Genomic DNA, 23402 nt, shown 5'->3' with positions numbered 1-23402 from the left:
GTTAGACATCCAGCTTGTCGATCATCGGTTGGGTGATCAGGCAGATGCCGCTTTCCGTCCGCCGGAAGCGCTTGGCATCGAGCTCGGGATCCTCGCCGACGACCAGACCTTCCGGAATGACGACGCCATGGTCGATCACCACATTCTTGAGCTGCGCCCGCCGCCCGATCTTCACGTTCGGCAGGATGACTGCCCCTTCCATCTTGGAGAAGGAGTTGGCCCTGACACCCGTGAAGAGCAGGCTGTTGTTGAGCATGGCGCCCGAGATGATGCAATCGCCTGACACAACGGAGGAGGTGGCCGAGCCGCGGCGGTCCTCGTCGTCATGGACGAATTTCGCCGGCGGGGTGATCTCGGCATAGGTCCAGATCGGCCAGGACTTGTCGTAGATATCAAGCTCCGGAACGATCGCCGTCAGGTCGATATTGGCTTGCCAATAGGCGTCGATCGTGCCGACGTCGCGCCAGTAGGGTTCGTGCTCGAAATCCGAACGGACGCAGGACTTGGCGAAGCGGTGAGCGACCGCCTTACCGTTGTTGACGATATAGGGGATAATATCCTTGCCGAAGTCGCGGCTCGAGGTCGGGTCGGCGGCGTCGCGGCGTAGCGCATCGAGCAGGAACTTGGTGTGGAAGACGTAGATGCCCATCGAGGCGAGAGCGAAATCCGGCTTGTCGGGAATGGGCGGCGGATCGGCCGGTTTCTCGACGAAGGCGATGATCTCGTCCTTGTCGTTGACATGCATGACGCCGAAGCCGACCGCTTCCATGCGCGGCACTTCCAGGCAGCCGATGGTGACGTCGGCGCCGGAATCGACGTGCTGCTGCAGCATCCATTCATAGTCCATCTTATAGACGTGGTCGCCCGCAAGAATGACCATGTATTCGACGCCGTAATCCTGGATGATGTCGATGTTCTGATAGACGGCGTCGGCCGTGCCCTCGTACCATTGCGTCTCGGAGACGCGCTGGCTGGCGGGCAGGATATCGAAGCTCTCGTTGCGCTCAGGGCGGAAGAAGTTCCAGCCGCGCTGCATGTGACGGATCAGCGAGTGCGCCTTGTATTGCGTCGCGACGCCAATGCGGCGGATGCCGGAATTCAGGGCGTTCGACAGGGCGAAATCGATGATGCGGGCCTTGCCGCCAAAATAGACGGCCGGCTTGGCACGCCGGTCGGTGAGTTCCTTGAGACGGCTTCCCCTACCGCCCGCCAGGACATAAGCCATTGCATCGCGGGCAAGTGGCTGAACGCGTTTTTCTACCATTTTCTCCTCCCACCAGTCACTAATTTTCAGGTTCAAGCATGATTGTCGCCAAGGGCGGCAAGGTAATCGAGCAGGTGATGTTGCCGCCGGCATCGACGGCCTGCACGCGCCCGCCGTTGCCCTTGCCGCTGCCGCCGTAAATGTCGGCATCGGTGTTCAGGATTTCCCGCCAGCGGCCTGCGGACGGCAGGCGGATCGAGTAGTTCTCGCGGTAGACAGGGGTGAAATTGGTGATGACGGCGACCGGCTTCTGGCCCGGCGCCTTGCGCAGCCAGGCAAAGACGGAATTCTGGTGGTCGTCGGCGACCAGCCATTCGAAACCTTCGCCCTCGCAGTCACGCTCATGCAGTGCAGGCTTGCTGCGATAGGTGAAATTGAGGTCGCGCACCAGGCGCCGCATGCCCTCGTGCATGCGATACTGAAGCAGGTTCCAGTCGAGCGACTTCTCCTCGCTCCACTCGCTCCACTGGGCGAATTCCTGGCCCATGAACAACAGCTTCTTGCCGGGATAGCCCCACATATAGGCGTAGTAGGCGCGCAGATTGGCGAATTTCTGCCAGTCGTCGCCCGGCATTTTGGCGATCAGCGAGCCTTTTCCGTGAACAACCTCGTCATGCGAGAGCGGCAAGACGAAATTTTCCGAATAGGCGTAGAGCAGGCCGAAGGTGAGCTCGTTGTGGTGGTGCCCGCGGTAGATTGGATCGCGGCTCATGTAGCTCAGCGTATCGTGCATGAAGCCCATATTCCACTTGAAGCCGAAGCCGAGGCCGCCTTCATGCACGGGCTGCGAGACCTTCGGCCAGGAGGTCGATTCCTCGGCAATGGTCATGACGTTGGAATGATTGCCGTAGAGGCGGATGTTGAGATCCTGCAGAAAACGGACCGCTTCGAGGTTCTCGTTGCCGCCATATTCGTTCGGGATCCATTCGCCGTGCTTGCGGGAATAATCAAGGTAGAGCATCGAGGCGACGGCATCGACACGCAGACCATCGAGATGGAATTTTTCGGCCCAGTAGAGCGCGTTGTTGACGAGATAGGAAACGACCTCGGTGCGGCCGAAATTGTAGATCGCCGTGCTCCAGTCCGGGTGGAAGCCCTTGCGCGGGTCTTCGTGCTCGTAGAGTGCCGTGCCGTCGAACCAGCCGAGACCGTGCTCGTCGGTCGGGAAGTGCGCCGGCACCCAGTCGAGGATGACGCCGATGCCGACTTTGTGGCAGCCATTGACGAAACGGGCGAAACCTTCCGGCTCGCCGAAACGAGCGGTCGGCGCGTAGAGGCCGGTCGTCTGGTAACCCCAGGAGGGATCGTAGGGGTACTCGGTGATCGGCAGGAATTCGATATGGGTGAAGCCCATGTCGGCACAATAAGGGATGAGGCTGGAGGCGAGTTCGTCCCAGGACAGCATCGTGCCGTCCTGCCGGCGTTGCCAGGAGGCGGCATGGACCTCGTAGATCGAGATCGGCTGGCGGCGCTTGTCAGTCTCGCGCCAGTGCTTCAGATGGGCCTCGTCTTCCCACTCCTGGACCAGTTCGGCGGCGGCGATGGAGGCGGTCTTCGGTCGGAGCTCGCTGCGCCGCGCGAAGGGATCGGCCTTCAGCGGCAGCAATACGCCGTCCTGGCCGCGGATCTCGAACTTGTAGGCGACGCCGATCGGTACGTCAGGGGCAAAGATTTCCCAGATGCCGCTATCGGAGCGGAAGCGCATCACGTGGCGACGGCCGTCCCAATTGTTGAAATCGCCAACGACGGAAACGCGCTGTGCGTTCGGCGCCCAGACGGCGAAATGGATGCCTTGGGCGCCGTCATGCTTGATGAGGTGGGCGCCCATCTTGTCGAACAGCCGCAGATGCGAGCCCTCGCGGGCGAAATAATCGTCCATCGGTCCGAGCACCGGACCGAAACTGTAGGGATCAGTGACTGCCCATTCGGCATCGCCGCGCCGGGCACGGTAACGCACCGGCTGGAGCTTCGTGAGGGAAACCGGGCCGGCAAAGACGCCGTCAACATGAAGCTGTTTCAGCTCGCCGATGACGCTGCCGTCGAGCGTCATGGCGGTCACCTCCTCCGCGCCCGGAATAAAGCACCGGGCGACGAAGGCGTCGTCGGCCTGGTGGACACCCAGGACGGCAAAGGGATTGGAATGCGAGCCGGCAAGGATCGCCGTGATTTCATCTGCCGAAATTTCCCAGGAAAGCTTTACTTCAGGGACGGTCTTCGGCGTTTTCATCCGGCTCTCCAGATTTCGTCTGCATATTGCCTGATGGTACGGTCGGAAGAGAACCAGCCCATCCGCGCCGTATTGTTGATTGTCTTGGTGTACCAGGCGGACTGGTTGGTCCAGATCTGGTCGACTTCCCGCTGGGCCTGGGCATAGGCGTCGAAGTCGGCAGCGACCATGAACCAGTCATGCGAATAGATGCCGTCGATCAGCGCCGTATAGCGATTGCGGTCATCGGGCGAGAAGACGCCGGAACCGATAGCGGCAAGCGCCTGGGCGAGTTCGCGCGATCCCTCGATGATGGCGCGGGGATTGTGGCCATCACTGCGGACCTTCGACACCTCGTCGGCCTTGAGGCCGAAGATGACGATGTTGTCCTCGCCTACATTGTCGCGCATCTCGACATTGGCGCCATCGAGCGTGCCGATCGTCAGCGCGCCATTGAGGCCGAACTTCATGTTGCCCGTGCCGGACGCTTCCATGCCGGCGGTCGAGATCTGCTCCGAGAGGTCGGCGGCCGGAACCATGACTTCGGCGAGCGAGACGTTGTAGTTCGGCACGAAGACGATTTTCAGCAGGCCGCGTACCGACGGATCGTTGTTGATCGTGCGGGAGACGTCGTTGATCAGCTTGATGATGAGCTTGGCATTGTAATAACTTGGCGCCGCCTTGCCGGCGAAGAGTTTTACGCGCGGCACCCAGTCGAGCTCGGGATGCGAGCGGATCTGGTCGTAGAGCGCGACGGCCTCGATGATGTTCAGTAGCTGGCGCTTGTATTCGTGGATACGCTTGATCTGGATATCGAACATCGCCGACGGATCGAGCTTCACACCCATGCGGCTGGCGACGAGGTTGGAGAGTGCCACCTTGTTGGCGCGCTTTACCGCTGCGAACTTCTGCTGGAAAGCCGGATCGGAGGAATGCACGTCGAGCGCGCGTAGCTTCTCGGCATCATCGAGAAATTCGTCGCCGATCGCCTCGCGGATCAGGCTGGTGAGGCCGGGATTGCACTGCTGCAGCCAGCGGCGCGGCGTGATGCCGTTGGTCTTGTTGTTGATGCGGTCAGGATAGAGCTTGTGCAGGTCGGCGAAGACGGTGACCTTCATCAGGTCGGTGTGCAGCGCGGAAACGCCATTGATCGAATGCGAGCCAACGAAAGCGAGGTTGCCCATGCGCACACGGCGGTCGCCGCTTTCATCGATCAGCGAGATCGAGCGGATTTCCCCATCGGAGAAGTTCTTGCCCTTGCGGGCATCGATCAGGATCTTGGCATTGATCGCATAGATGATCTGCATGTGGCGCGGCAGCAGACGCTCGAACAGCGGTACTGCCCAGCTTTCCAGCGCTTCGGGCAGAAGCGTGTGGTTGGTGTAGGAGAAGGTATGGCGGGTGATTTCCCAGGCTTGATCGAAGTCCATGCCATGCACGTCACAGAGCAGGCGCACGAGTTCGGCAACCGAGACGGCGGGGTGGGTGTCGTTCAGCTGGATCGCCACCTTGTCCGGCAGCGAGGTGAAATCGTCATATTGCTGCAGATGGCGGCGCAGGATGTCCTGCAGCGAGGCCGACGAGAAGAAGAATTCCTGGCGCAGGCGCAGTTCCTGGCCGGCCGGGGTGGCGTCGGCAGGATAGAGAACCCGGGTCAGGCTTTCGGCCTTGTTGCTTTCGCGGAGCGCGCCAATGTGGTCGCCGGCGTTGAAGGCATCGAGCAGGATCGGATCGATCGGTTGCGCCGACCAGAGGCGCAGCGTGTTGACGCGCTTGCCGCGCCAGCCGACGGCCGGCGTGTCGAAGGCGGCGGCGATGACGCGCTCGGCCGGTTTCCAGACGTAGCGCGGCTGGTCGTCATGGGTCGTGATGAATTCGACGGCGCCGCCGAAGCCGATTTCATAGGAGCTTTCGCGGCGCTCGAATTCCCAGGGATTGCCATGGGCCAGCCAGTTTTCCGGCAGTTCCACCTGCCAGCCGTCGGCCAACTGCTGGCGGAAGAGGCCGTGAACATAGCGGATGCCATAGCCATAGGCCGGAACGTCGACCGTCGCCATGCTCTCCATGAAACAGGCAGCCAGACGGCCGAGGCCGCCGTTGCCGAGTGCGGCATCCGGCTCCAGGCCGGCAATGACGTTGACGTCGACGCCCAGCGAGGCGAGCGCATCGCGCACCTCCTCCATCAGGCCGAGGTTGGAAACGGCGTCGCGCATCAGGCGGCCGATCAGGAATTCAAGAGAAAGATAATAGACGCGCTTGGCGCCGGTCGCATAAACCTCGCGAGTGGATGCCATCCACCTGTCGATGATGCGGTCGCGCACCACCAGGATCGTCGCCGTCAGCCAGTCATGCGGCTTTGCCACCTTGGCATCCTTGCCGATGCGGTAGGTCAGACGTTCGATGATTTCTTCAGCGAGAATTTCCGGCCTTGAACTGCGAGGGGCGGGGGATGGGATGATCGGCTTGGAAACAGTGTTCATCGTTAGGTCTCGCCAATTTTAATTTTGTTTCAGGATGTTATGCCTGATTCAATCAATTTGTCGCTTGCGCAGCCGACAGTTTATGCATCGTTACTAAGCACTTGCAACAAAGGATTTGGGCAAACGAAAAAATTGCGAAACCTTCATATTCACACGGGTTGAGGGGGTTGTTTTCAATCGCTTTTCTCGATCTGATGGGCCGAACGAGGATAACGAAAAGCCGCTCCGGTTTGTTCCGGAGCGGCTATTTTGTTCGGCTTTTCGCCGGGACCGATCGTCAGTTCGTCAGGCGCGTCAGCTGTGCGGAGGCTTTCGCGCCGATCGCTTGAAAAGCGGCCAGGAGGTCTTCCATCTTTTCCGCCTGGAAATAATGCGCGTCATCGGAGGCGCAGTAATGCAGCAGCGCCTGCCCCCCCGCGGGTGCCATGAAGGCGATCGTATAGATTTCGATGCCCTTGGATTTGGCGTCGTCGCACGTCTTCTTGGTCGCGGTGTCGTAAGAACGGCCGCCGCTGCTATCATTGTTATTGTCGCCGTCTGTCATAAAAACGATGTACTTCTTGGGCACTTGCCCTGTCTTCTGCTGGTGGGCGGCGTCTTCGGCGTCATTGCCCGCGGCGTTCTTGGCGGTGAGAGACGTGTAAGCCGTGTTCACTGCGCCGCTTGAATTCGTGCCACCTCCCGACTGAAGCGCGTTGACATAGCTCGTGACAGCGGTGGTTCCCCAAGCGAGCTTGCTCGCCGTGTACTCAACGAGATCGTAGGATACCGCGCCTGTGCGTACATATTCGGCATTGGGATCCGCGCTATTGAGCTGATCAAAAAGATTGCCGGCAGCGAGCTTCAGTGCTTCTATTTTTGTATAATAACGCGTACGCGTGCCGGTGCAGGTGTCGTAGATTGTCGTCTTACCGTTTTGGTTGAGGTGAGGGTTGCATTTATAGGTGTATGATTCCGTCATGACGGTGGCGGTAGGTTCTCCCATTGACCCCGATTTATCGAGTGCGAGGAACATAGAGATCGAGCCTTGGGTCTGTGAATGCCCGCCGACCGTCGTGCCAGAGGTCGAGAGATGCTGCGTCTTGAAGCCGACCGCCTGCATCAGCGGGTTGACCGTAAGGTCGTAACTCGGTGAAACCGTCACCTGATAGGATGTCGACTTGCCCGATGTCGTTGTCTGGACACTGACTCTCGTCGTGTCCTTGATATCGGTGCCGCTCTGCAGGTAGTTCGCCATTTGCCCGGCAACGAAATTCTGCGCAAAGGCCTCGGCCTGCGACGTTTGGATCGTGCCGTTCGCTAGCGCGGTAGCGGTTGCGAGCGCCGCCGAATCCGCGGCCTCCTGCAATTGCTGCTTCGAGAGCAGCATATCGCCCACCTGGATCGCCATGCCGGCCGCCCCAAAAAGGACGGGCAGCAGGATCGCCGTCATAATGCCGAAATTGCCGCCGCGGTCGCCAAGCATGCGACGCAGGCAGGGAGTCTGTAGAAAGGAGGTGCTCATCATGTTCACCCAACTGGAGGCCCTGTGAGGTGATATTAGGCACGCCCCTCCTTTCCGCTGTCCTTACGGCGTCAATAGAATTTTAACGAATCGTCGGATTTTTCCAGTTTTGGGATTATTTCAGGGGGATCACGTCGACCGCCTGGACGGCGCGTTGGCCGCCATAGCTTTTCAATACGCCGATGACGGGAACGACGTCGGAATAGTCGCGGCCATAGGCGACGACGATGTGGTCCGTGCCGGCGGGGATGTTGTTGGTCGGATCGAGCTCGATCCAGCCGATCGTCTCACCGCACCAGATCCTGACCCAGGCATGCATGGCGTCCGCTCCTTCCAGCCGTTCCTTGCCGGGGGGTGGGATGGTGCGCAGGAAACCGGAGACGTAGCCGGCCGGAATGCCGAGGCTTCTAAGCGCCAGGATCATGATATGGGTGAAATCCTGGCAGACGCCGCGCTTCAACTTGAACGCCTCGAGCGGCGTCGTGTCCACCGTCGTCGCGTCGGGGTCGTAGGTGAAATCCTTGTTGATGCGGGCACAGAGCGCATGGGCGATCTGCATCGCCGTCAGCTCAGGCATGGCACAGCTTCGTGCATAGTCGGCGATCTCGCGCGCTTGGGTCAGGCGCGGGCTATCGCCAAGGAAATGGTGCGGCGAATCCGGCGCCAACGACCAGATGCCTGATATCTCTTCCGGCAAGTCGGCAAGCAATGGCGAGAAATCGGCGGCGATCGGCTGGCTTTCCACCTGCACGCGGGCTTGCATGCGAATGTCGAGCGTCTCGTGCGGCGCGCGCAGCATGAAGGATGTGGTGGGATGATGGAAGAAATCGACGAAATGTGACTGCTCGTCCGGCGTCGGCGAGATGGTGATCGAGCCGGCGACCAGGCGCTGCCGGTTGGGCAGCGACAGCGGCATCAGGCGCATGACGTGGCGGGCGCCGGAGGCCGGCACGTCGTAGCTGTAACCCATGTGGAGGGAGAGATCGTAGAGCATCGCCGTCACCCGAGATAGGTCTGGGCGAGCAGATCGGAAAGCTGCTCCAATTCGCGCTCGAGCCGTTGATAGACTTCGACCCCCATGCCCTCCGGCGTCATCACCGCCAGGCCGGAATGGAGCCGCATCGCCTCGCGGTAGAAGGGCGACATCTGGCCGTTGATCAGGGCATTCGGCAGTTGCTCGACCTCGTGGTGGATCTCGTTCACCTGGAAGAGGACCGAGCGGGGGTTCAGGGGGTCGAGCGCCAAGAGGTCCGTGACGGTCAGCCGCGCCGTGTTGACGTTGTAGCGGCGGCGGTGGGTCATGACGCTGTCGCCGATCTCCAGCAGCATGTCGAGGGCGCCGTCGGGCGCTTCGGGGCCGGACATGTGGCCGAGCAGGCGCGTCATGTGCAGGCCACGCTCGATATAGCGGCCGAGCGAGAGGAAGCGCCAGCCGGTGAAGCGGTACATGTTCTCGTGCACGAGGCCGGCGAAGCCCGCGAGTTTACGCAGAAGGATCGTCATCGCATGGCTGGCATCGTCGCCGGCAGCGACGGTGACGTGAAAGCGGCGGGCGGTCTTGGCGAGATCGTTGAGTGCCAGCCAGCCGTCCGGCGAGAAACGGTCGCGGATGTTGCTCGCCGAATAAACGGCGCTGTCGATGTTGCGCAAAAGCGTTTCCGGCACGGCCTCGGCGGTATCGATATCGACGGCCGTGAGATACTCGGAGACATCGGCGAGCAGCGGTTGGTTCGGATCGGCAGCTTCGGCGTAACGCGCATGCCAGGCGCGCAGGATGCGCAGCGCCCCTTCGGCGCGTTCGATGTAGCGGCCGAGCCAGAACAGATTATCGGCTGCCCGGCTCGGCAGGCTGCCCGGCATGTTGCGGGTGAAGCTGCCCTCGGCCGGCAGCAGCGTGTGGCGCTCGACCGGCTTGTCACTGACGATCCAGACGTCGGCGGCCGCTCCGCCCGACTGCATGGCGATGGCTGCGACATCGGCGCCGGAGCCGATGCGGGCAAACCCGCCGGGCATGATCTGCCAGCCATTTGCGGTGCGGGCGGCGAAGACGCGCAGCGACATCGGCCGCGGCACGAGTTTGCCGTCAACCCAGGCCGGCGTCGTCGACAGCGTGACGACCTCCTGGCCGACCAGTTTCGGGCCATCCGAACTCAGCCAGTCGGTGATGGAATCCCTGGCGGTGGCACGCAGCGAGGAGCCGAGCACGGATTCGCCGTTGTCGTCGAAGAAGGGCGCCCGGGAATAGGCCGGGCCGATGACCATCTTCTCGATATTCTTTGCGACGTGCTCACGCTCTTCCTTCTGGCCGCACCACCAGGTGGCGATCGAGGGCAGTTGCAGATCCTCCCCCAGCAGACGGTGGCAGATGGTCGGCATGAAGGCCAGAAGCGCCCGGGTTTCGAGAACGCCGGTGCCGAGCGCATTGACGATGGTGACGCTTTCGGCGCGCAGCGCTTCCACCAGGCCGGGCGTGCCGATATGCGAATTCTGGTTTAGCTCCAGCGGGTCGGCAAAGGCCGAATCGAGACGGCGCCAGAGCACGCCGATCGGCTTCAGACCGGCGACGGTGCGCACCATGACGCGGCCCTTGACGACGGTCAGGTCCTCGCCCTCGAGCAGCATGAAGCCGAGATAGCGGGCGATGTAAGCGTGCTCGTAGTAGGTCTCGTTGGCGGGGCCGGGCGTCAGCACGGCAATGCGGTCGTCGCCCGAATGTTTCATGCCCTGAAGCGCGTCGCGGAAGGCACCGAAGAAGGAGGCGAGACGGTGGACCGGGGTTTCGGCGTAGATATCCGAGAAGGCCCGGGTTGTCGCGACGCGGCTTTCCAGCGCGAAACCGGCGCCTGAGGGCGCCTGCGTCCTGTCGGCCAGCACCCACCAGTTGCCGTCAGGTCCGCGGCCGATCTCGAAGGCGCAGAAATGCAGATAATGGCCGGAGCCTGGCCGGATGCCGGCGAGCGGGCGCTGGAATTCGGGATTGGCGGCCATCAGCGCCGGCGGCAGCACGCCTTCCTCCACCAGTCGGTTGTCGCCGTAGATATCGGCAACGATCGCCTCCAGCAGGTCGGCGCGCTGGACGAGGCCTGCCGACAACGTCTTCCATTCGCGCTCGTCGATCAGCACCGGGATATGCGAGATCGGCCAGGCGCGTTCGCCGGTGCCCTTGCTGCCATAGGCGCGGTAGAAGACCCCGGCATCCCTGAGGTAGCGGTCGGCGCGGGCGAAACGCTCGGCGAGATCCTTTTCCGGCATCGTGCTCAGATGCGAGAGGAAACGCTGCCAGACCGGGCGGACCGCGCCTTTGTTGTCGACCATCTCGTCAGCGGAACCAGGAAGCGGCGCATAGTCGAAGGCCGCACCCTTGCCGATGCGGTCCTCTGCCTCTCCCCTGCGCTCCGCTGCCGGCCTCTTACCCATCAAAACTCAAGCCCTAACCCCCGGCCTCAACCTTCGGCCTTAAATTCCGGCGGGCCGCCTCAAATCCAGCGTCAGCGGGAATTCAAGCGAACCCGTCTCGGCGCGCGGGATATAACCGCCCGCCGTATGTCCCCACGGCTCGAAGCGGGCGAGCCGCCTTGCTTCCGCCTCGTTGCCATTGACCGGGAAGGTGTCATAGGTCCGGCCGCCCGGATGGGCAACATGATAGATGCAGCCGCCGATCGAACGCTTCGACCATGTATCATAAATGTCAAAGGTCAAAGGTGTGTTGATCGGCAGGACGGGATGCAGGCCGGAGGACGGTTGCCATGCCTTGTAGCGGACGCCGGCCACCGCCACGCCGGCGGTGCCGGTCGGCGTCAGCGGCAGCGTGCGGCCATTGCAGGTGACGGTATAACGCGCGGTATTGCTGCTTTCGAGCCGCACCTGAAGGCGCTCGACGGAGCTGTCGACGTAGCGGACGGTACCGCCCGGCGCGCCTTCCTCGCCCATGACATGCCAAGGCTCCAGCGCCTGGCGCAGTTCCAGCTTCGAGCCCTCATATTCGACTTCGCCGCAGAAGGGGAAGCGGAATTCGAGCTGGGCCTTGAACCATTCCGGGCTGACTTCGAAGCCATTTTCACGAAGGTCGGCAAGCACGTCGAGGAAATCGGCCCAGACGAAATGCGGCAGCATGAAACGGTCATGCAGGGTCGTACCCCAGCGGACGAATTTGCCGTCGACCGGGTTGACCCAGAAGCGGGCGATCAGCGCGCGCACCAGCAATTGCTGGGCAAGCGACATGCGTGCGTTCGGCGGCATCTCGAAGCCGCGGAACTCGATGAGGCCGAGCCGTCCGGTCGGGCCGTCGGGTGAGAACAGCTTGTCGATGCAGATCTCGGCACGGTGGGTGTTGCCGGTGACGTCGGTCAACAGATTGCGGAACAGGCGGTCGACGAGCCAGGGCAGCGGCTGCTGGCCGCGGCCGGGAGCGGCGATCTGCGCCATGGCGATTTCCAGCTCGTAGAGGCTGTCGTGACGAGCCTCGTCGATGCGCGGCGCCTGGCTGGTCGGGCCGATGAACATGCCGGAGAAGAGGTAGGAGAGCGAGGGATGGCGCTGCCAGTGGAGGACGACGCTCTTCAAGAGATCGGGACGTCGCAGGAAGGGGCTGTTGTTCGGATTGGCGCTGCCGACGACGACATGGTTGCCGCCGCCGGTGCCGGTGTGGCGACCATCGATCATGAACTTGTCGGCGCCGAGCCGGGTGGCGCGCGCCTCTTCGTAAATCGCCGTGGTGATGTCGACGCAGTCCTTCCAGTTCGAGGCTGGATGAATATTGACCTCGATGACGCCGGGATCCGGGGCGACACGAATGACGTTGATGCGTTCGTCCTGCGGCGGCGGGTAACCTTCGATGTGGACCGGAAGCTTGAGTTCGGCGGCGGCGTTTTCGGCAGCCGCGATCAGCTCGAGATAATCCTCGATGCGCTCGACCGGCGGCATGAAGACGCAGAGCCTGCCGTCGCGCGGCTCGACCGACATGGCGGTGCGCACGGCGCCGCGGAGTTCGCCGAGCGTCTGTTCGATGCGGCCGCGATTGCTCTCATCGGCATGGAAAGAGGCTTCCGGCATGGCCCGGCCGGCCGGTACGAAGACATCTGGCAGCGGTCCGCGCGGGATCGTCGGATCGGCGGGGTGGATATAGGGATAACGCGCCGGGGGGACATAGGGCAGCGTGCCGAGCGGCAGGCGATAACCGATCGGGCTGTCGCCCGGGACTAGGAAGATCTTGCCGCGGCGGGTGCGCCATTTCTCGCTGATCCAGACTCGGCCTTCCGCTGCCTTGGCGTTCCATGCCTGGACCGGAAGGACGTAACCGGTCGCGACGGTGAGGCCGCGGGCGAAGACGCGGGCGATGCGGTTGCGTTCCTCGGGATCCTTCAGCTTCGAATTTGCCGGATCGACATTTTCGGGAAGGTTGCCTTCCTTGATGATCCAGTCGGCCGGATCCTCATAGGCCGGCTGCACCATCTCAGGTTTGATCGCCAGTTCCTTTGCGATCGCCGTCAGGAGTTTCTCGGCATCTTCGGCGGTGACGCCGGTATCCTTGCCTTCGGCGGCGACAAGATCGAGGTTCTGCCAGACCGGCTTGCCGTCGCGACGCCAGTAGAGCGAGAAGGTCCAGCGCGGCAGGCTTTCGCCCGGATACCATTTGCCCTGGCCGTAATGCAGGAAACCGCCGGGGGCGAAACGTTCTTGCAGCTTGCGGATCAGGATGTCGGCCTTTTCGCGCTTGGTCGGGCCGACTGCTGCCGTGTTCCATTCCTCCGACTGGAAATCGTCGATCGAGACGAAGGTCGGCTCGCCGCCCATCGTCAGATGCACGTCCTCGGCTTCGAGGACACGATCGACCTTCTCGCCGAGTTCGTTGAGCTCCTCCCAGCTTTCATCGGAGAAGGGCTTGGTAATGCGCGGGTGCTCGGCGACGCGCGAGACCTTCATGTCGAAGGCGAATTCGGTTTCGGCCTCGCCGAAATAACCGCCGGAAATCGGAGCGGCGTTGCGATAATGCGGCGTTGCGGCAAGCGGGATGTGGCTTTCGCCGGTCAGCAGGCCGGACGTCGGATCGAGGCCAACCCAGCCGGCGCCGGGCAGATAGACCTCTGCCCAAGCGTGCAGATCGGTGAAATCGACTTCGGTGCCGGAGGGGCCGTCGAGCGCCTTCAGGTCCGGCGTCAGCTGAATGAGATAACCGGAGACGAAGCGGGCGGCGAGGCCGAGATGGCGAAGGATCTGGACGAGCAGCCAGCTGGTGTCGCGGCAAGAGCCCTTGGCGCTTTCCAGCGTTTCCTCCGGCGTCTGCACGCCGGTTTCCATGCGGATGACATAGCCGATCTGCCGCTGCAGGCGGGCATTCAGGCCGACGATCATATCGACCGTCGGCTGGTCGGGCGACCAGTCGAGCGTCGGCAGCAGCGCCTTCAGGCGCGGACCGGCCGGCTCCGGCGTCATGTAGATCGACAGATCCTCCTGGATCGTTTCAGGGTATCCGAAGGGCCACTTGGTCGCCTCTTCCTCGACGAAGAAGTCGAAGGGATTGTAGACCGTCATGTCAGCGACGAGATCGACCTCGATCTTGAACTCCGTCACCGGATCCGGAAAGACATAGCGGGCAAGGTAATTGCCGTAGGGGTCCTGCTGCAGGTTGACGAAATGGTTGGAGGGCGTGACCTTCAGCGAATGGCTGAGCACCCGTGTCTTCGAATGCGAGGCAGGTTTCAGCCGGATGATCTGTGGGCCGAGGCGGACCGGCTTGTCATAGGTGTAATGCGTCAGATGATAGATGCTGGCTTTGATCGACATATTTCTCTTTTTATCCGGCGCGCATCGTCGTGCGGCTTGCTGTTCCCGAAAATCAGTGTGTGCAATGCAGCGAAAGAAAGCAAGGCGGAAAGGTCGGCGGCTCTTACGCCGCCTTGGCAAAGGTGACGGCCGCCTTCAGGCCTTTTCCATCTGCGCCCGGCTCCAGGGTCAGGTCGGCGTTGAAAAGATTGGCGATTTCTTCGACGATCGGCAGGCCGAGGCCGGCACCGGGCGCACCGGACTCATTGCCGCGCGAAAAACGCCGGCGCACCGCCTCCAGCTTCTCGCGCGGAATACCGGGGCCATTGTCCTCGACTTCGAGGCGGATCGTCTCTGACGCGGCGATAATACGGACGGTGACCTCAGCTCCCTTGCCGGCATAGGCGATGGCATTGCCGGCAAGGTTGCGCAGCATTTCGCCGATCAGCAGCGGCTCGGCGCGGACCATCGCCGGGCTTTCGCCCTCGAAGCCGAGATCGATGCCGGCGACGGCGGCCGTCGGGATCTGTTCGCCGGTAATTTCCTGAGCGATGGCGGCAAGATCGATGGCGGAGGCGGTCAATGCCTCCTTGGCGGTGGCGGCGTCGATCTTGGCCATCAGGAGAAGCTGGGCGAGGATGCGTTCGGCATGTGCCACCGCCTGGTCGCCCTTCAGTGCCGCCGCCTGCGCCTCATCAAGCGAGCCGGCGCGGGCGGAAAGGGCAAGCTGGGTGCGGATGATCGCCAGCGGCGTGCGCAACTGATGGCTGGCATTGCCGGTGAAATGGCGCAGCGCATCGAGCGCCGATTGCAGGCGGACCATGAAGGAATTCACCGTATCGACCAGCGGCTCGACCTCGCTCGGCACGGTCTGCTTAATCGGATGAAGGTCATCAGGGCTGCGTTCGCCGATAGCGTCGCCGAGCTTGTAGAGCGGACGAAGTGCCACCGTGACCGAGATCCAGACGATGACGGCGGCGCCTGCGATCATGAAGGCGAGGCGGAGTGCGGAGCGGACGAGGATCGCCTGCGCCAACTGCCGGCGGGCAATGGTGGTTTCGGCGACCGTCACCACGAAGGGCACGGAGCGGATGCCTGTCGAGGCGGAGCGTTCGAGTGTGGCGACGCGGATCGGCTCGCCGCGGAAGGTGTCGTCGGCAAAGGCTGCGCCATCGCCGGGCGTCTTCTTCAGAACCGGCAGGGACTGGTAGCCGGTGATGAATTTGCCCGGCGGGCCGTCGACGCGGTAGAAGACACGATCCTGCGCGGCCGAGGTCAGCATTTCAAGCGCGACATAGGGGATATCGACCTGCAGCGTGCCGTCTTCGGCGACGACGACGCGCTCGGCGATTGCCAGCGCTGAGCCGGCGAGCACGCGGTCGGAGACGATGTTCGAGGTCTGGACCGCCTCGCGATAGGTATCGGCGAGCGCCAGCGTGCCGATGACGGCTGTCGAGACGAGCAGCCAGAAGAGCAGCCGGCGCCTGAGGGAATAGGCGGCTTTCATGAGGCCTCGGGCAGCTTGTCGAGATAATAGCCGATGCCGCGTGCGGTCTTCACGGTCAGGCCGTGCGGCGAGAGGCGCTTTCGCAGGCGGCTGACATATTGCTCGATGGCGTTTGCGGAAATGTCGTCGTCGAAGGCGGTCAGCGATTGAATGATAGCCTCCTTGGCGACGACCTTGCCGGCCCGCATGAAGAGAATTTCGAGCAGGCCGAGCTCGCGGGCGGGAATATCGAGCGGCGTGGCGCCTGATGAAAAGGTGCGGGAATTGAGATCGAAGGAGATGCCGCCGAAGCCGACTGTCGCCGAGCGCAGCCCGGCCTGGCGGCGCAGCAGCACGCGCACGCGGGCCTCGAATTCGGCAATATCGAAAGGCTTGATCAGATAATCGTCAGCGCCGAGATCGAGCCCCTTCACCCGCTCTTCCGGCGTGCCGCGCGCGGTCAGGATGAGGACGGCCGCCTGGTTTTGCCGGGCGCGCATGGCGCGCAGCACGTCGAGCCCGTCCATCTCGGGCAGGTTGAGGTCGAGGATCACCAGATCGAAATTTTCCGCGGCGATGACCGCATTGGCAGACGCCCCATCATGGACGACATCGACGGCATGACCCGTGCCGCGCAAGATCGCCGACAGGCCGTCGGCCAGCGCGATATTGTCTTCGGTGAGCAGGATGCGCACGGATGTTTCCCCTGTTTTTCAAAGGAGATTACAGAGGTGGCGGAGCGATGTCACAGCGATTTTGAAGATTCGGTGAACGGCCGGGAAAGGCTCGATTTCAGCTCCCGGTTCTTTCGATCCGCTCGCGCTGTGTCATCGCGGCGGCGAGGAGTTTCCGGAAGCGGGGATCGTCGCGGATGTTGTCGAGGTCGGAATCATTGTTGAACCATTTGATATGATAGACGGAGCTGTTCGGCAGCAGCCTCTCAAGAAGGTCGATCGACTGGTCGACATCGCCGAGGACGGAATAGACGCAGGCGAGATTATACTGCGCGACGATGTCATCGGGATCGATGGCGATCGCGCGGGCAGCCCAGTCGCGTGCCCTCGCCGCGTCGCCGAGATGGGCAAGCGCCAGCGCGCCGCGATGGGCCGGGCCGGAATTTTCCGGATTGAGGTTCAGGGCGCGTTCGGCGCGCAGTAGGCCGAGGCTCGCCCAGTTTTCCGTGTCCACCATACGGCCGAGCGAGCGGTAGGCGGACATCAGATGGATCGGTGAGACATAGTCATCCGGCCGGATTTCGGCAGCGCGGGTGAAATATTGAACGGATTCAGCAAAGTTACCCCGCATGAAGAAGAACCGGGCATAGTGGAAATTCGCCTCGAAGAGGTTCGGGTCGAGCGCCAGGGCACGTTCGAAGGCCGCCGCCGCCCTATCATCATAACCGCTCTGATGTAGGGCCAGGCCGTGCGAGGCATGGGCCTCGGGGAGGTCGGGATCAAGCGCCAGGGCACGAGCGCTCATGTCGAGGATGCGCCGCAGCGGCACGTCATCAGGAGCCCAATCGCGGATCGCCGCGTCGCAATCGGCAATGCCGGCATAGGCGCGAGCATAATCCGGGTCGAGCTCGACCGCCTTGCAGAACATGCGCCTTGCGAGCTGGAGATAGGATTTGGTCCAGGTGTGGGAGAGCTGGCGGCCCCTGAGATAATAGGTGTAGGCCTCGACATTGGCGGTCGGCTCCGTCGCGATCGCCTTCTTCTCTTCCGGCAACAGACGCACCTTCAACTGGCCGACGATCGCATGGGTGATCTCGTCCTGGATGGCGAAGATGTCGGTCATGTCGCGGTCGTAACGCTCGGCCCAGAGATGGTCGCCATTGGCGGTGTCGATCAGCTGGCCGGAAATGCGCACACGATTGCCGGAGATGCGGACGCTTCCCTCGAGCACGTAGCGCACGCCAAGCTCCTGGGCGAGCCGCTTCACCTTCACCGATATGCCCTTGTAGGTGAAGATGGTATTGCGCGGCACGACGTGCAGGCTGGAGATCTTGGAGAGATCGGTGATGATGTCTTCGGTAATGCCGTCGGAGAAGTAATCCTGATCTGCATCACCGCTCATATTGGTGAAGGGCAGTACCGCGATGAAGCAGGTATTGCGGTTCTGCGCCACCAATCTGGCGGAGGTGGGCGGCGCCAAGCTGACGGTATAGACCTGAACGGGCTGCCTGATGTTCTTCAGCATATGTTCGCCGATGAATTCGAAGCCGAGATTGAGGCGTGAGCCGACCTGATCGCGCACCGAGGCCGACACGGCGATGCCGCCCGGCGCTGCGATACGTTCAAGCCTGGCGGCGAGATTGACGCCATCTCCGAATATGTCGCCGTTCTCAACCACGACGTCGCCGAGATTGATGCCGATGCGGAATTCGACGCGCTCGTCCTTGGGCACGTTCTCGTTGCGGGCGGCCATGCTGCGCTGGATTTCGGCGGCGCAGGCGACCGCGTTCACCACGCTCTGGAATTCGGCAAGAATGCCGTCGCCGGTGAGTTTGACGATCCGGCCCTTGTAGTCTGAAATACGAATATCGACCAGCTCGCAGCGATGGCGGTTCAGCGCCTGCAACGTGCCGGATTCATCGATGCCCATCAGTCGGCTGTAGCCGACGACATCCGCAGCGAGAATAGCGCTCAGTCGTCGTTCCATGACCCCTCCCATGGATCTTCCCAGATTAGTCTAGCTTTTTATAGAGTTTTTGTCGCGTAGAGTCGTCCCCCGAATAAGAAATTCGGGTGGTTTCGACGTTTTTAATACGGCAGCGCGACCATATAACGTCGTCGATCTTCATCAATACTCTAAATGGGTGAAGGATGGAGCCAGCCTCTAATCCTTTGTGATGAAAAGGGGATTCTAATCGGGAAAGCGGGAGTGTTCTGCTTTGGTCGATGCTTCCGGGATCGGCATCATTAAACCTATCGCGGATCGATTTAAGGCTTGAGCCGGACGCAGGGCATGGCTTGGAAGACGAATCGCGAGGTATCCAACGCGGTATGCAATGTGATTCGCGGTTGCTTCGGCGATTGCCGTGAGGCCAGCGAAGGGTATTGTGGCGACGTTTCATGCCTGACGGAGATTTTAGATGACAGGTTCGGCCCGGAATTTCTGGAGTTTCATGATATTCCGAAGGCCGGGCTTCGATCGATTGTCGCTCGCGCCGGCGAGCTCGCCGAAGCCTGGGATGAGCGTGCGATGCCGCAGAACCTTGCGGGAAAACGCGTCGCGCTGATTGTCGACGACGGCGGCTGGCGCAATACGACCGCCTTCGATCTCGGCATCCAGGCGATGGGTGGTATCTGCGTGCATGTGCCGATCGGCTTCAATACCAGGGAGGAAACCGGCGATCTCTCGGGTTATCTCGGCAACTGGTTCGACATGCTGGTGATCCGCACGAAGGAGCTTGCGACATTGAAGGCGGTGGCGGCAGCCTCGCCGGTGCCTGTCATCAATGCGCGCACACGCTCCAACCATCCCTGCGAGACGCTCGGCGACCTTGCCTATATCAAGAGCCGGCGCGGCTCGATCGACGGGCTGAAGGTCGTTGGCGTGGCGGCGGACGCAAATATCCTCCGCTCCTGGGCCGAAGCGTCGATCGTATTGCCGATCGAGGTGGTGCAGGTCTATCCCGAACGCTGGCACATCTGTGACGCCGCGCTGTTCAACGGGCGCTTCCGCGTGAGTAGCGATATGGGCGAGCTATCGGATGCCGATGTCGTCATCACCGATTCATCGGGCGATGGCCCCTCGGACGCACTCGCCAGCTATCGGATCGGGACCGACGTGCTCGATCGTTTGCGGGAGGATGCGATCTTCCTGCCGTGCCCGCCGGTGACGCGCGGTCAGGAGGTGACGGCCGAAGCGATGGAGCATCCGCTCTGCCAAAGCCGCGCCGCCAAGGCCTTTCTGCTGCATGCGCAGAATGCACTGATGGAGTGGGTCGCCGCCTAGAGCGGTTCAGCTTTAAGGGAAGCGCAGAACCGCTCTAGCCTTTTGTTTTTACGCAATTCCCGGCAAAACCGCTTCGCGCTTTGCCTCGGAAAACCGCTTCGCACTTTTCCTGGAATTGCTCTAATCCGGCCTTCGATCTCCACTGCGCAACAGGTTCGTGATAGAAGGGCGGGGATCGGGAGGTTGGGCGGATGGGAGAGTTGACGATCGAACTCGCGGAAATCCCGACGGAGGTTGCCGCGGTGCGGGATCTCTGCCGATCATTCCGGCAATGGCTCTATGACAACTACCCCCAGCATCGGCCGGTAGTCGATCTCTATTACAATCCGCAAAAATTCGAGGCGTTGCTCGCCGGCCTGCCGCAGATTCACGAAAGGCCGAAGGGTGCAATCTTCCTGGCGCGGCTTGATGGAGAGCCTGTTGGCTGCGTCATGCATCAAGAGCAGGCGCCGGGCATTGCCGAGATGAAAAGGCTTTTCGTCTCGGCGGCGGCACGCGGTCGCGGTGTCGCTGCGGCACTCTGCGAGGCATCGATGGCAAAGGCAAAAGCCGATGGTTATTTCTCGATGCGGCTCGATACCGGCATTCTGCAGACGGCAGCGCAGGGGCTCTATCGCCGCCTCGGCTTTCGCGAACGGGATGCCTATTATCCCGTCCCGCCGGAACTCGAGCAGATCCTGCTCTTCTTCGAGCGCGATCTCTGATCCCGCAAAACAGGCACGGGGCCACCGTCTGGCCGGTGCCCTTGCTCCTCCCGGCGCGCTCGGGCATTGTTGCTGCATGAGGAGAGTTTTCATCTTGCTGCTGGCGCTCTGGCCGGGCTTTGCCCTGGCCGATCAGGTGTTCTATCCGGCAAAATCCGGCAATGCCGATGCGCCGGTACTGACGGTTTACTCCTCGCTCGACGAGCCGTTGGCGCAGCCGATGATCCGGGGTTTCCTGGAGGCCAATCCCGATGTCGCAGTCAAATACGAGGACATGCTGACTGGCGACATCTACGACCGGATCGTCAAGGAGACGGATGCCGGCAAGAAGACGGCGGATTTTGCCTTTTCCTCGGCGATGGACCTGCAGGTGAAGCTTTCCAACGACGGATATGCGCAGGTCAGCAACCTGCCGATGAGCGCTGCATGGCCGAAATGGGCGAACTGGCGCAACACCGCCTATGCGCTCACCTTCGAGCCGGCGGTGTTCGTCTATCACAAGCCGAGCTTTGCACATGAGCCGGTGCCGAGCTCGCGGGCTGAATTCGTCGATTATCTGAAACGCAAGGGCAACGAGGTCTATGGGCGGATCGGTACCTACGATATCGAGCGCTCCGGCGTCGGCTTTCTTTTCATGGCGCGCGACCAGGAACAGTTCGGCGACATCTGGTCGGTGATCGGGGCGATGGGGGCTGCCGGCGTCAAGCTTTATTCAACGAGTTCGGCGATTCTCGAACGTGTTGCCGACGGGCGCTTCGTGCTCGGCTACAATATTCTCGGTTCCTATGCGGCCGACTGGGCCTCGCGGTATCCCGATGTCGGCATCGTGCTGCCGAAGGATTATACCGTGGTGATGTCGCGGATCGGGCTGGTGCCGCAGGCGGCCGCCGAGCCGGAGCTCGGGAGGCGCTATCTCACCTTCTTCATGTCGAGGGAAGGGCAGACGATCCTGGCGCGCGAGCTGCAGATTCCAGCCGTGAGCCCCGAGGTCGCGGGGGAGAATACCGCCAATACGCTGCAGGAACTGCTCGGCGCCCAACTTCGGCCGGTGCCGGTCAGTCCCGGGCTGATGGTCTATCTCGATCAGGTGAAGCGGGCGCGGCTGATCGCGCACTGGAACGAGGTTCTGCGGATGCAGTGAAGCGTCAGCTTTCGGCGGGCTGGCCCTGCTTACAGAGCTTTGGGTTGCTGCGCCCGTAGCTTTCGTCGGATGAGGCTCACGGCCATGCTTCGCGGCGGCCAGTGGTGCTGGCCATGCGGCAGCGAAGAACCGGAATGAGACCGCCGTCCGCAGCCAATTACGGCAAAAAAGTGTCCTGTCCTTCTGGATATCTCGCCGATGTCAGCTAAATGACAGCTTGTTGTGGTCGCTTTGGCTACTTCTTCTCCGTGGAGGCGGAGAGCTGAAGCCTTGGGAGGTATTTCGCTCGTCATTCAGGACCCTTGCGTCCGCTGGCCTGCCCATTCCTCCCGATTCCCAGAGAACAACAGGCGGTCTGCTCAGCCGCCACGGAGGACACATCGTGAAGCATACGTTCATCGCAACTCTTCTTGCCGCGACTATCGCGCTGCCGGCCTATGCGGCCGATTACACCATCATCGCGCCGGCCGCTCCCGGCGGCGGCTGGGACCAGACGGCTCGTTCGCTGCAGACCGCGCTGCAACAGGAGAAGATCTCCGGCAACGTGCAGGTCCAGAACGTCCCCGGCGCCGGCGGCACCATCGGCCTTGCGCAGTTCAGCAGCCAGGCTGCCGGCAACCCGAATTCGCTGATCGTCGGCGGCTATGTCATGGTCGGCGCGATCCTCACCAACAAGTCGCCGGTGACGCTCAAAGATGTCACGCCGATTGCCCGTCTGACCGGCGAGTATGAGGCCGTCGTTGTTCCTGCCGCGTCCGAGATCAAGACGATGGCCGATCTGGTCGCGGCGCTGAAGAAGGATCCGGGTGCGGTTTCCTGGGGTGGCGGTTCTGCCGGCGGCACCGACCACATCACCGTCGGCTTGATCGCCAAGGCTTCCGGCGTCGATCCGACCAAGATCAACTATGTCGCCTTCTCCGGCGGCGGTGAAGCCCTCGCCGCCATTCTCGGTGGCCAGGTCACGGCCGGCGTGTCGAGCTATAGCGAGTTCGAATCGCAGGTGAAGTCGGGCACGCTCCGTCTTCTCGCCGTATCCAGCGATAAGCGTATCGACGGCGTTGATGCCCCGACGCTGAAGGAAGCCGGCACCGACGTCACCATCCAGAACTGGCGCATGGTCGCCGCAGCCCCCGGCCTGTCGGCCGAGCAGGTGGCAAGCGTCACTGCCGATTTCGAGAAGCTGCACAGCTCCGCAACCTGGCAGGAAACCCTGAAGACCAAGGGCTGGGCCGACACCTATCTCTCCGGCGATGCCTTCAAGGCGCAGCTCGAGAAGGATGTCTCCGCCACTGAAGGCATTCTCAAAGATATCGGACTTGTTCAATGAGCGAGGATAACACCTCCTCGGCAACCGAGCGTCGCCCTGATTGGGCGGCGTTCATCATTGCCGTTTTCCTCTTCGTCGTCGCCGGTGTGATGGCCTGGGATGCCTTGCATCTGAAAACGATTGCGCAATACGACCGCATCGGTCCGGCAACAGTACCTCAAGTGGTGGCGTTCGGCCTCTTCTGTCTCGGGATCTGGACTGCCTTCGAAGCCTGGCGCGGCGATTTTCCCGAACGTGACCGGCAGGAAGTGGCGCCCGTCATCTGGATCGTCGCCGGTCTTGCCGGCCAGATGCTGCTTTTGCGCGCCGCCGGCTTCTCGATCGCGACCGGCATCCTCTTCGCGCTGACGGCACGCGGCTTCGGCAAGCGTAAGCTCTGGATCTCGCTGCCGCTGGGCATCGTCCTTAGCTTCGTCGTCTGGGCGATCTTCTCGCAGCTGCTGCAATTGACGCTGCCGGCCGGCCCGCTCGAACATCTGTTCTTCTGACCGCGCGGACGCGCTGTCAGCTCTTTTGATTTTGCGCGGCGCCTGACCCCGAAATCGGACGGTCGGGAACGCCGCTTGGG

The 23402-nt window shown here is 62.1% G+C and carries 15 protein-coding genes; 5 read left to right on the top strand and 10 right to left on the bottom strand.

Features of this window, described 5'->3' with window-relative positions:
* Nucleotide 1: 1 nt before the first annotated feature.
* From glgC to U5G49_RS18635, 10 genes are all read right to left on the bottom strand, one after another.
* Nucleotides 2–1264 carry a glucose-1-phosphate adenylyltransferase gene (glgC, locus tag U5G49_RS18680; protein WP_193444305.1) on the bottom strand — a complete coding sequence of 421 codons (1263 nt, stop codon included), beginning with the start codon at nt 1262–1264 and terminating at the stop codon, nt 2–4.
* A 19-nt stretch (nt 1265–1283) separates the two neighbouring features.
* Nucleotides 1284–3491, bottom strand: coding sequence for a 1,4-alpha-glucan branching protein GlgB (gene glgB / locus U5G49_RS18675; RefSeq protein ID WP_193444304.1), 2208 nt, complete (start codon nt 3489–3491; stop codon nt 1284–1286).
* On the bottom strand, nt 3488–5950 hold the full coding sequence (locus U5G49_RS18670; protein ID WP_193444303.1) for a glycogen/starch/alpha-glucan phosphorylase: 2463 nt from the start codon (nt 5948–5950) through the stop codon (nt 3488–3490). The genes glgB and U5G49_RS18670 overlap by 4 nt, the downstream gene beginning before the upstream one ends.
* A 277-nt stretch (nt 5951–6227) precedes the next feature.
* On the bottom strand, nt 6228–7454 hold the full coding sequence (locus U5G49_RS18665) for a TadE/TadG family type IV pilus assembly protein (protein WP_193444363.1): 1227 nt from the start codon (nt 7452–7454) through the stop codon (nt 6228–6230).
* Between the two features lie 115 nt (nt 7455–7569).
* The gene (locus U5G49_RS18660; protein WP_115157645.1) at nt 7570–8448 is read right to left on the bottom strand and encodes a transglutaminase family protein; all 879 of its coding nucleotides are present in this window, start codon (nt 8446–8448) and stop codon (nt 7570–7572) included.
* A 5-nt stretch (nt 8449–8453) separates the two neighbouring features.
* Nucleotides 8454–10871, bottom strand: coding sequence for a circularly permuted type 2 ATP-grasp protein (locus U5G49_RS18655; RefSeq protein ID WP_193444302.1), 2418 nt, complete (start codon nt 10869–10871; stop codon nt 8454–8456).
* Between the two features lie 39 nt (nt 10872–10910).
* Nucleotides 10911–14237: a transglutaminase family protein gene (locus tag U5G49_RS18650; RefSeq protein ID WP_193444301.1), complete on the bottom strand. Its 3327-nt coding sequence runs from the start codon at nt 14235–14237 to the stop codon at nt 10911–10913.
* Nucleotides 14238–14340: 103 nt separating this feature from the next.
* Nucleotides 14341–15723: a sensor histidine kinase gene (locus U5G49_RS18645; protein ID WP_065278067.1), complete on the bottom strand. Its 1383-nt coding sequence runs from the start codon at nt 15721–15723 to the stop codon at nt 14341–14343.
* Nucleotides 15720–16397, bottom strand: a complete 678-nt coding sequence (locus U5G49_RS18640) for a response regulator (RefSeq protein WP_003542898.1) — start codon at nt 16395–16397, stop codon at nt 15720–15722. The genes U5G49_RS18645 and U5G49_RS18640 overlap by 4 nt, the downstream gene beginning before the upstream one ends.
* A gap of 97 nt (nt 16398–16494) precedes the next feature.
* On the bottom strand, nt 16495–18363 hold the full coding sequence (locus U5G49_RS18635; protein ID WP_018243560.1) for an adenylate/guanylate cyclase domain-containing protein: 1869 nt from the start codon (nt 18361–18363) through the stop codon (nt 16495–16497).
* Nucleotides 18364–18789: 426 nt separating this feature from the next.
* Between U5G49_RS18635 and U5G49_RS18630 the strand changes: the two genes are divergently transcribed.
* The 5 genes from U5G49_RS18630 (at nt 18790) to U5G49_RS18610 (ending at nt 23322) form a co-directional block, all read left to right on the top strand.
* The gene (locus U5G49_RS18630; RefSeq protein WP_193444362.1) at nt 18790–19662 is read left to right on the top strand and encodes an ornithine carbamoyltransferase; all 873 of its coding nucleotides are present in this window, start codon (nt 18790–18792) and stop codon (nt 19660–19662) included.
* 191 nt (nt 19663–19853) lie between these two features.
* On the top strand, nt 19854–20366 hold the full coding sequence (locus tag U5G49_RS18625; protein ID WP_193444300.1) for a GNAT family N-acetyltransferase: 513 nt from the start codon (nt 19854–19856) through the stop codon (nt 20364–20366).
* 94 nt (nt 20367–20460) lie between these two features.
* The gene (locus U5G49_RS18620; protein ID WP_018446068.1) at nt 20461–21507 is read left to right on the top strand and encodes an ABC transporter substrate-binding protein; all 1047 of its coding nucleotides are present in this window, start codon (nt 20461–20463) and stop codon (nt 21505–21507) included.
* Nucleotides 21508–21889: 382 nt separating this feature from the next.
* Nucleotides 21890–22834: a Bug family tripartite tricarboxylate transporter substrate binding protein gene (locus U5G49_RS18615; RefSeq protein WP_018243556.1), complete on the top strand. Its 945-nt coding sequence runs from the start codon at nt 21890–21892 to the stop codon at nt 22832–22834.
* The gene (locus U5G49_RS18610; RefSeq protein ID WP_193444299.1) at nt 22831–23322 is read left to right on the top strand and encodes a tripartite tricarboxylate transporter TctB family protein; all 492 of its coding nucleotides are present in this window, start codon (nt 22831–22833) and stop codon (nt 23320–23322) included. Before U5G49_RS18615 ends, U5G49_RS18610 begins: the two co-directional genes overlap by 4 nt.
* Nucleotides 23323–23402: the final 80 nt, after the last annotated feature.

Source organism: Rhizobium indigoferae (genome assembly GCF_034554815.1).
Classification (GTDB): Bacteria; Pseudomonadota; Alphaproteobacteria; order Rhizobiales; family Rhizobiaceae; genus Rhizobium; species Rhizobium leguminosarum.
Note: the sequence above shows the minus strand (reverse complement) of the source record. Positions and strands in the feature narration are given on the sequence as shown.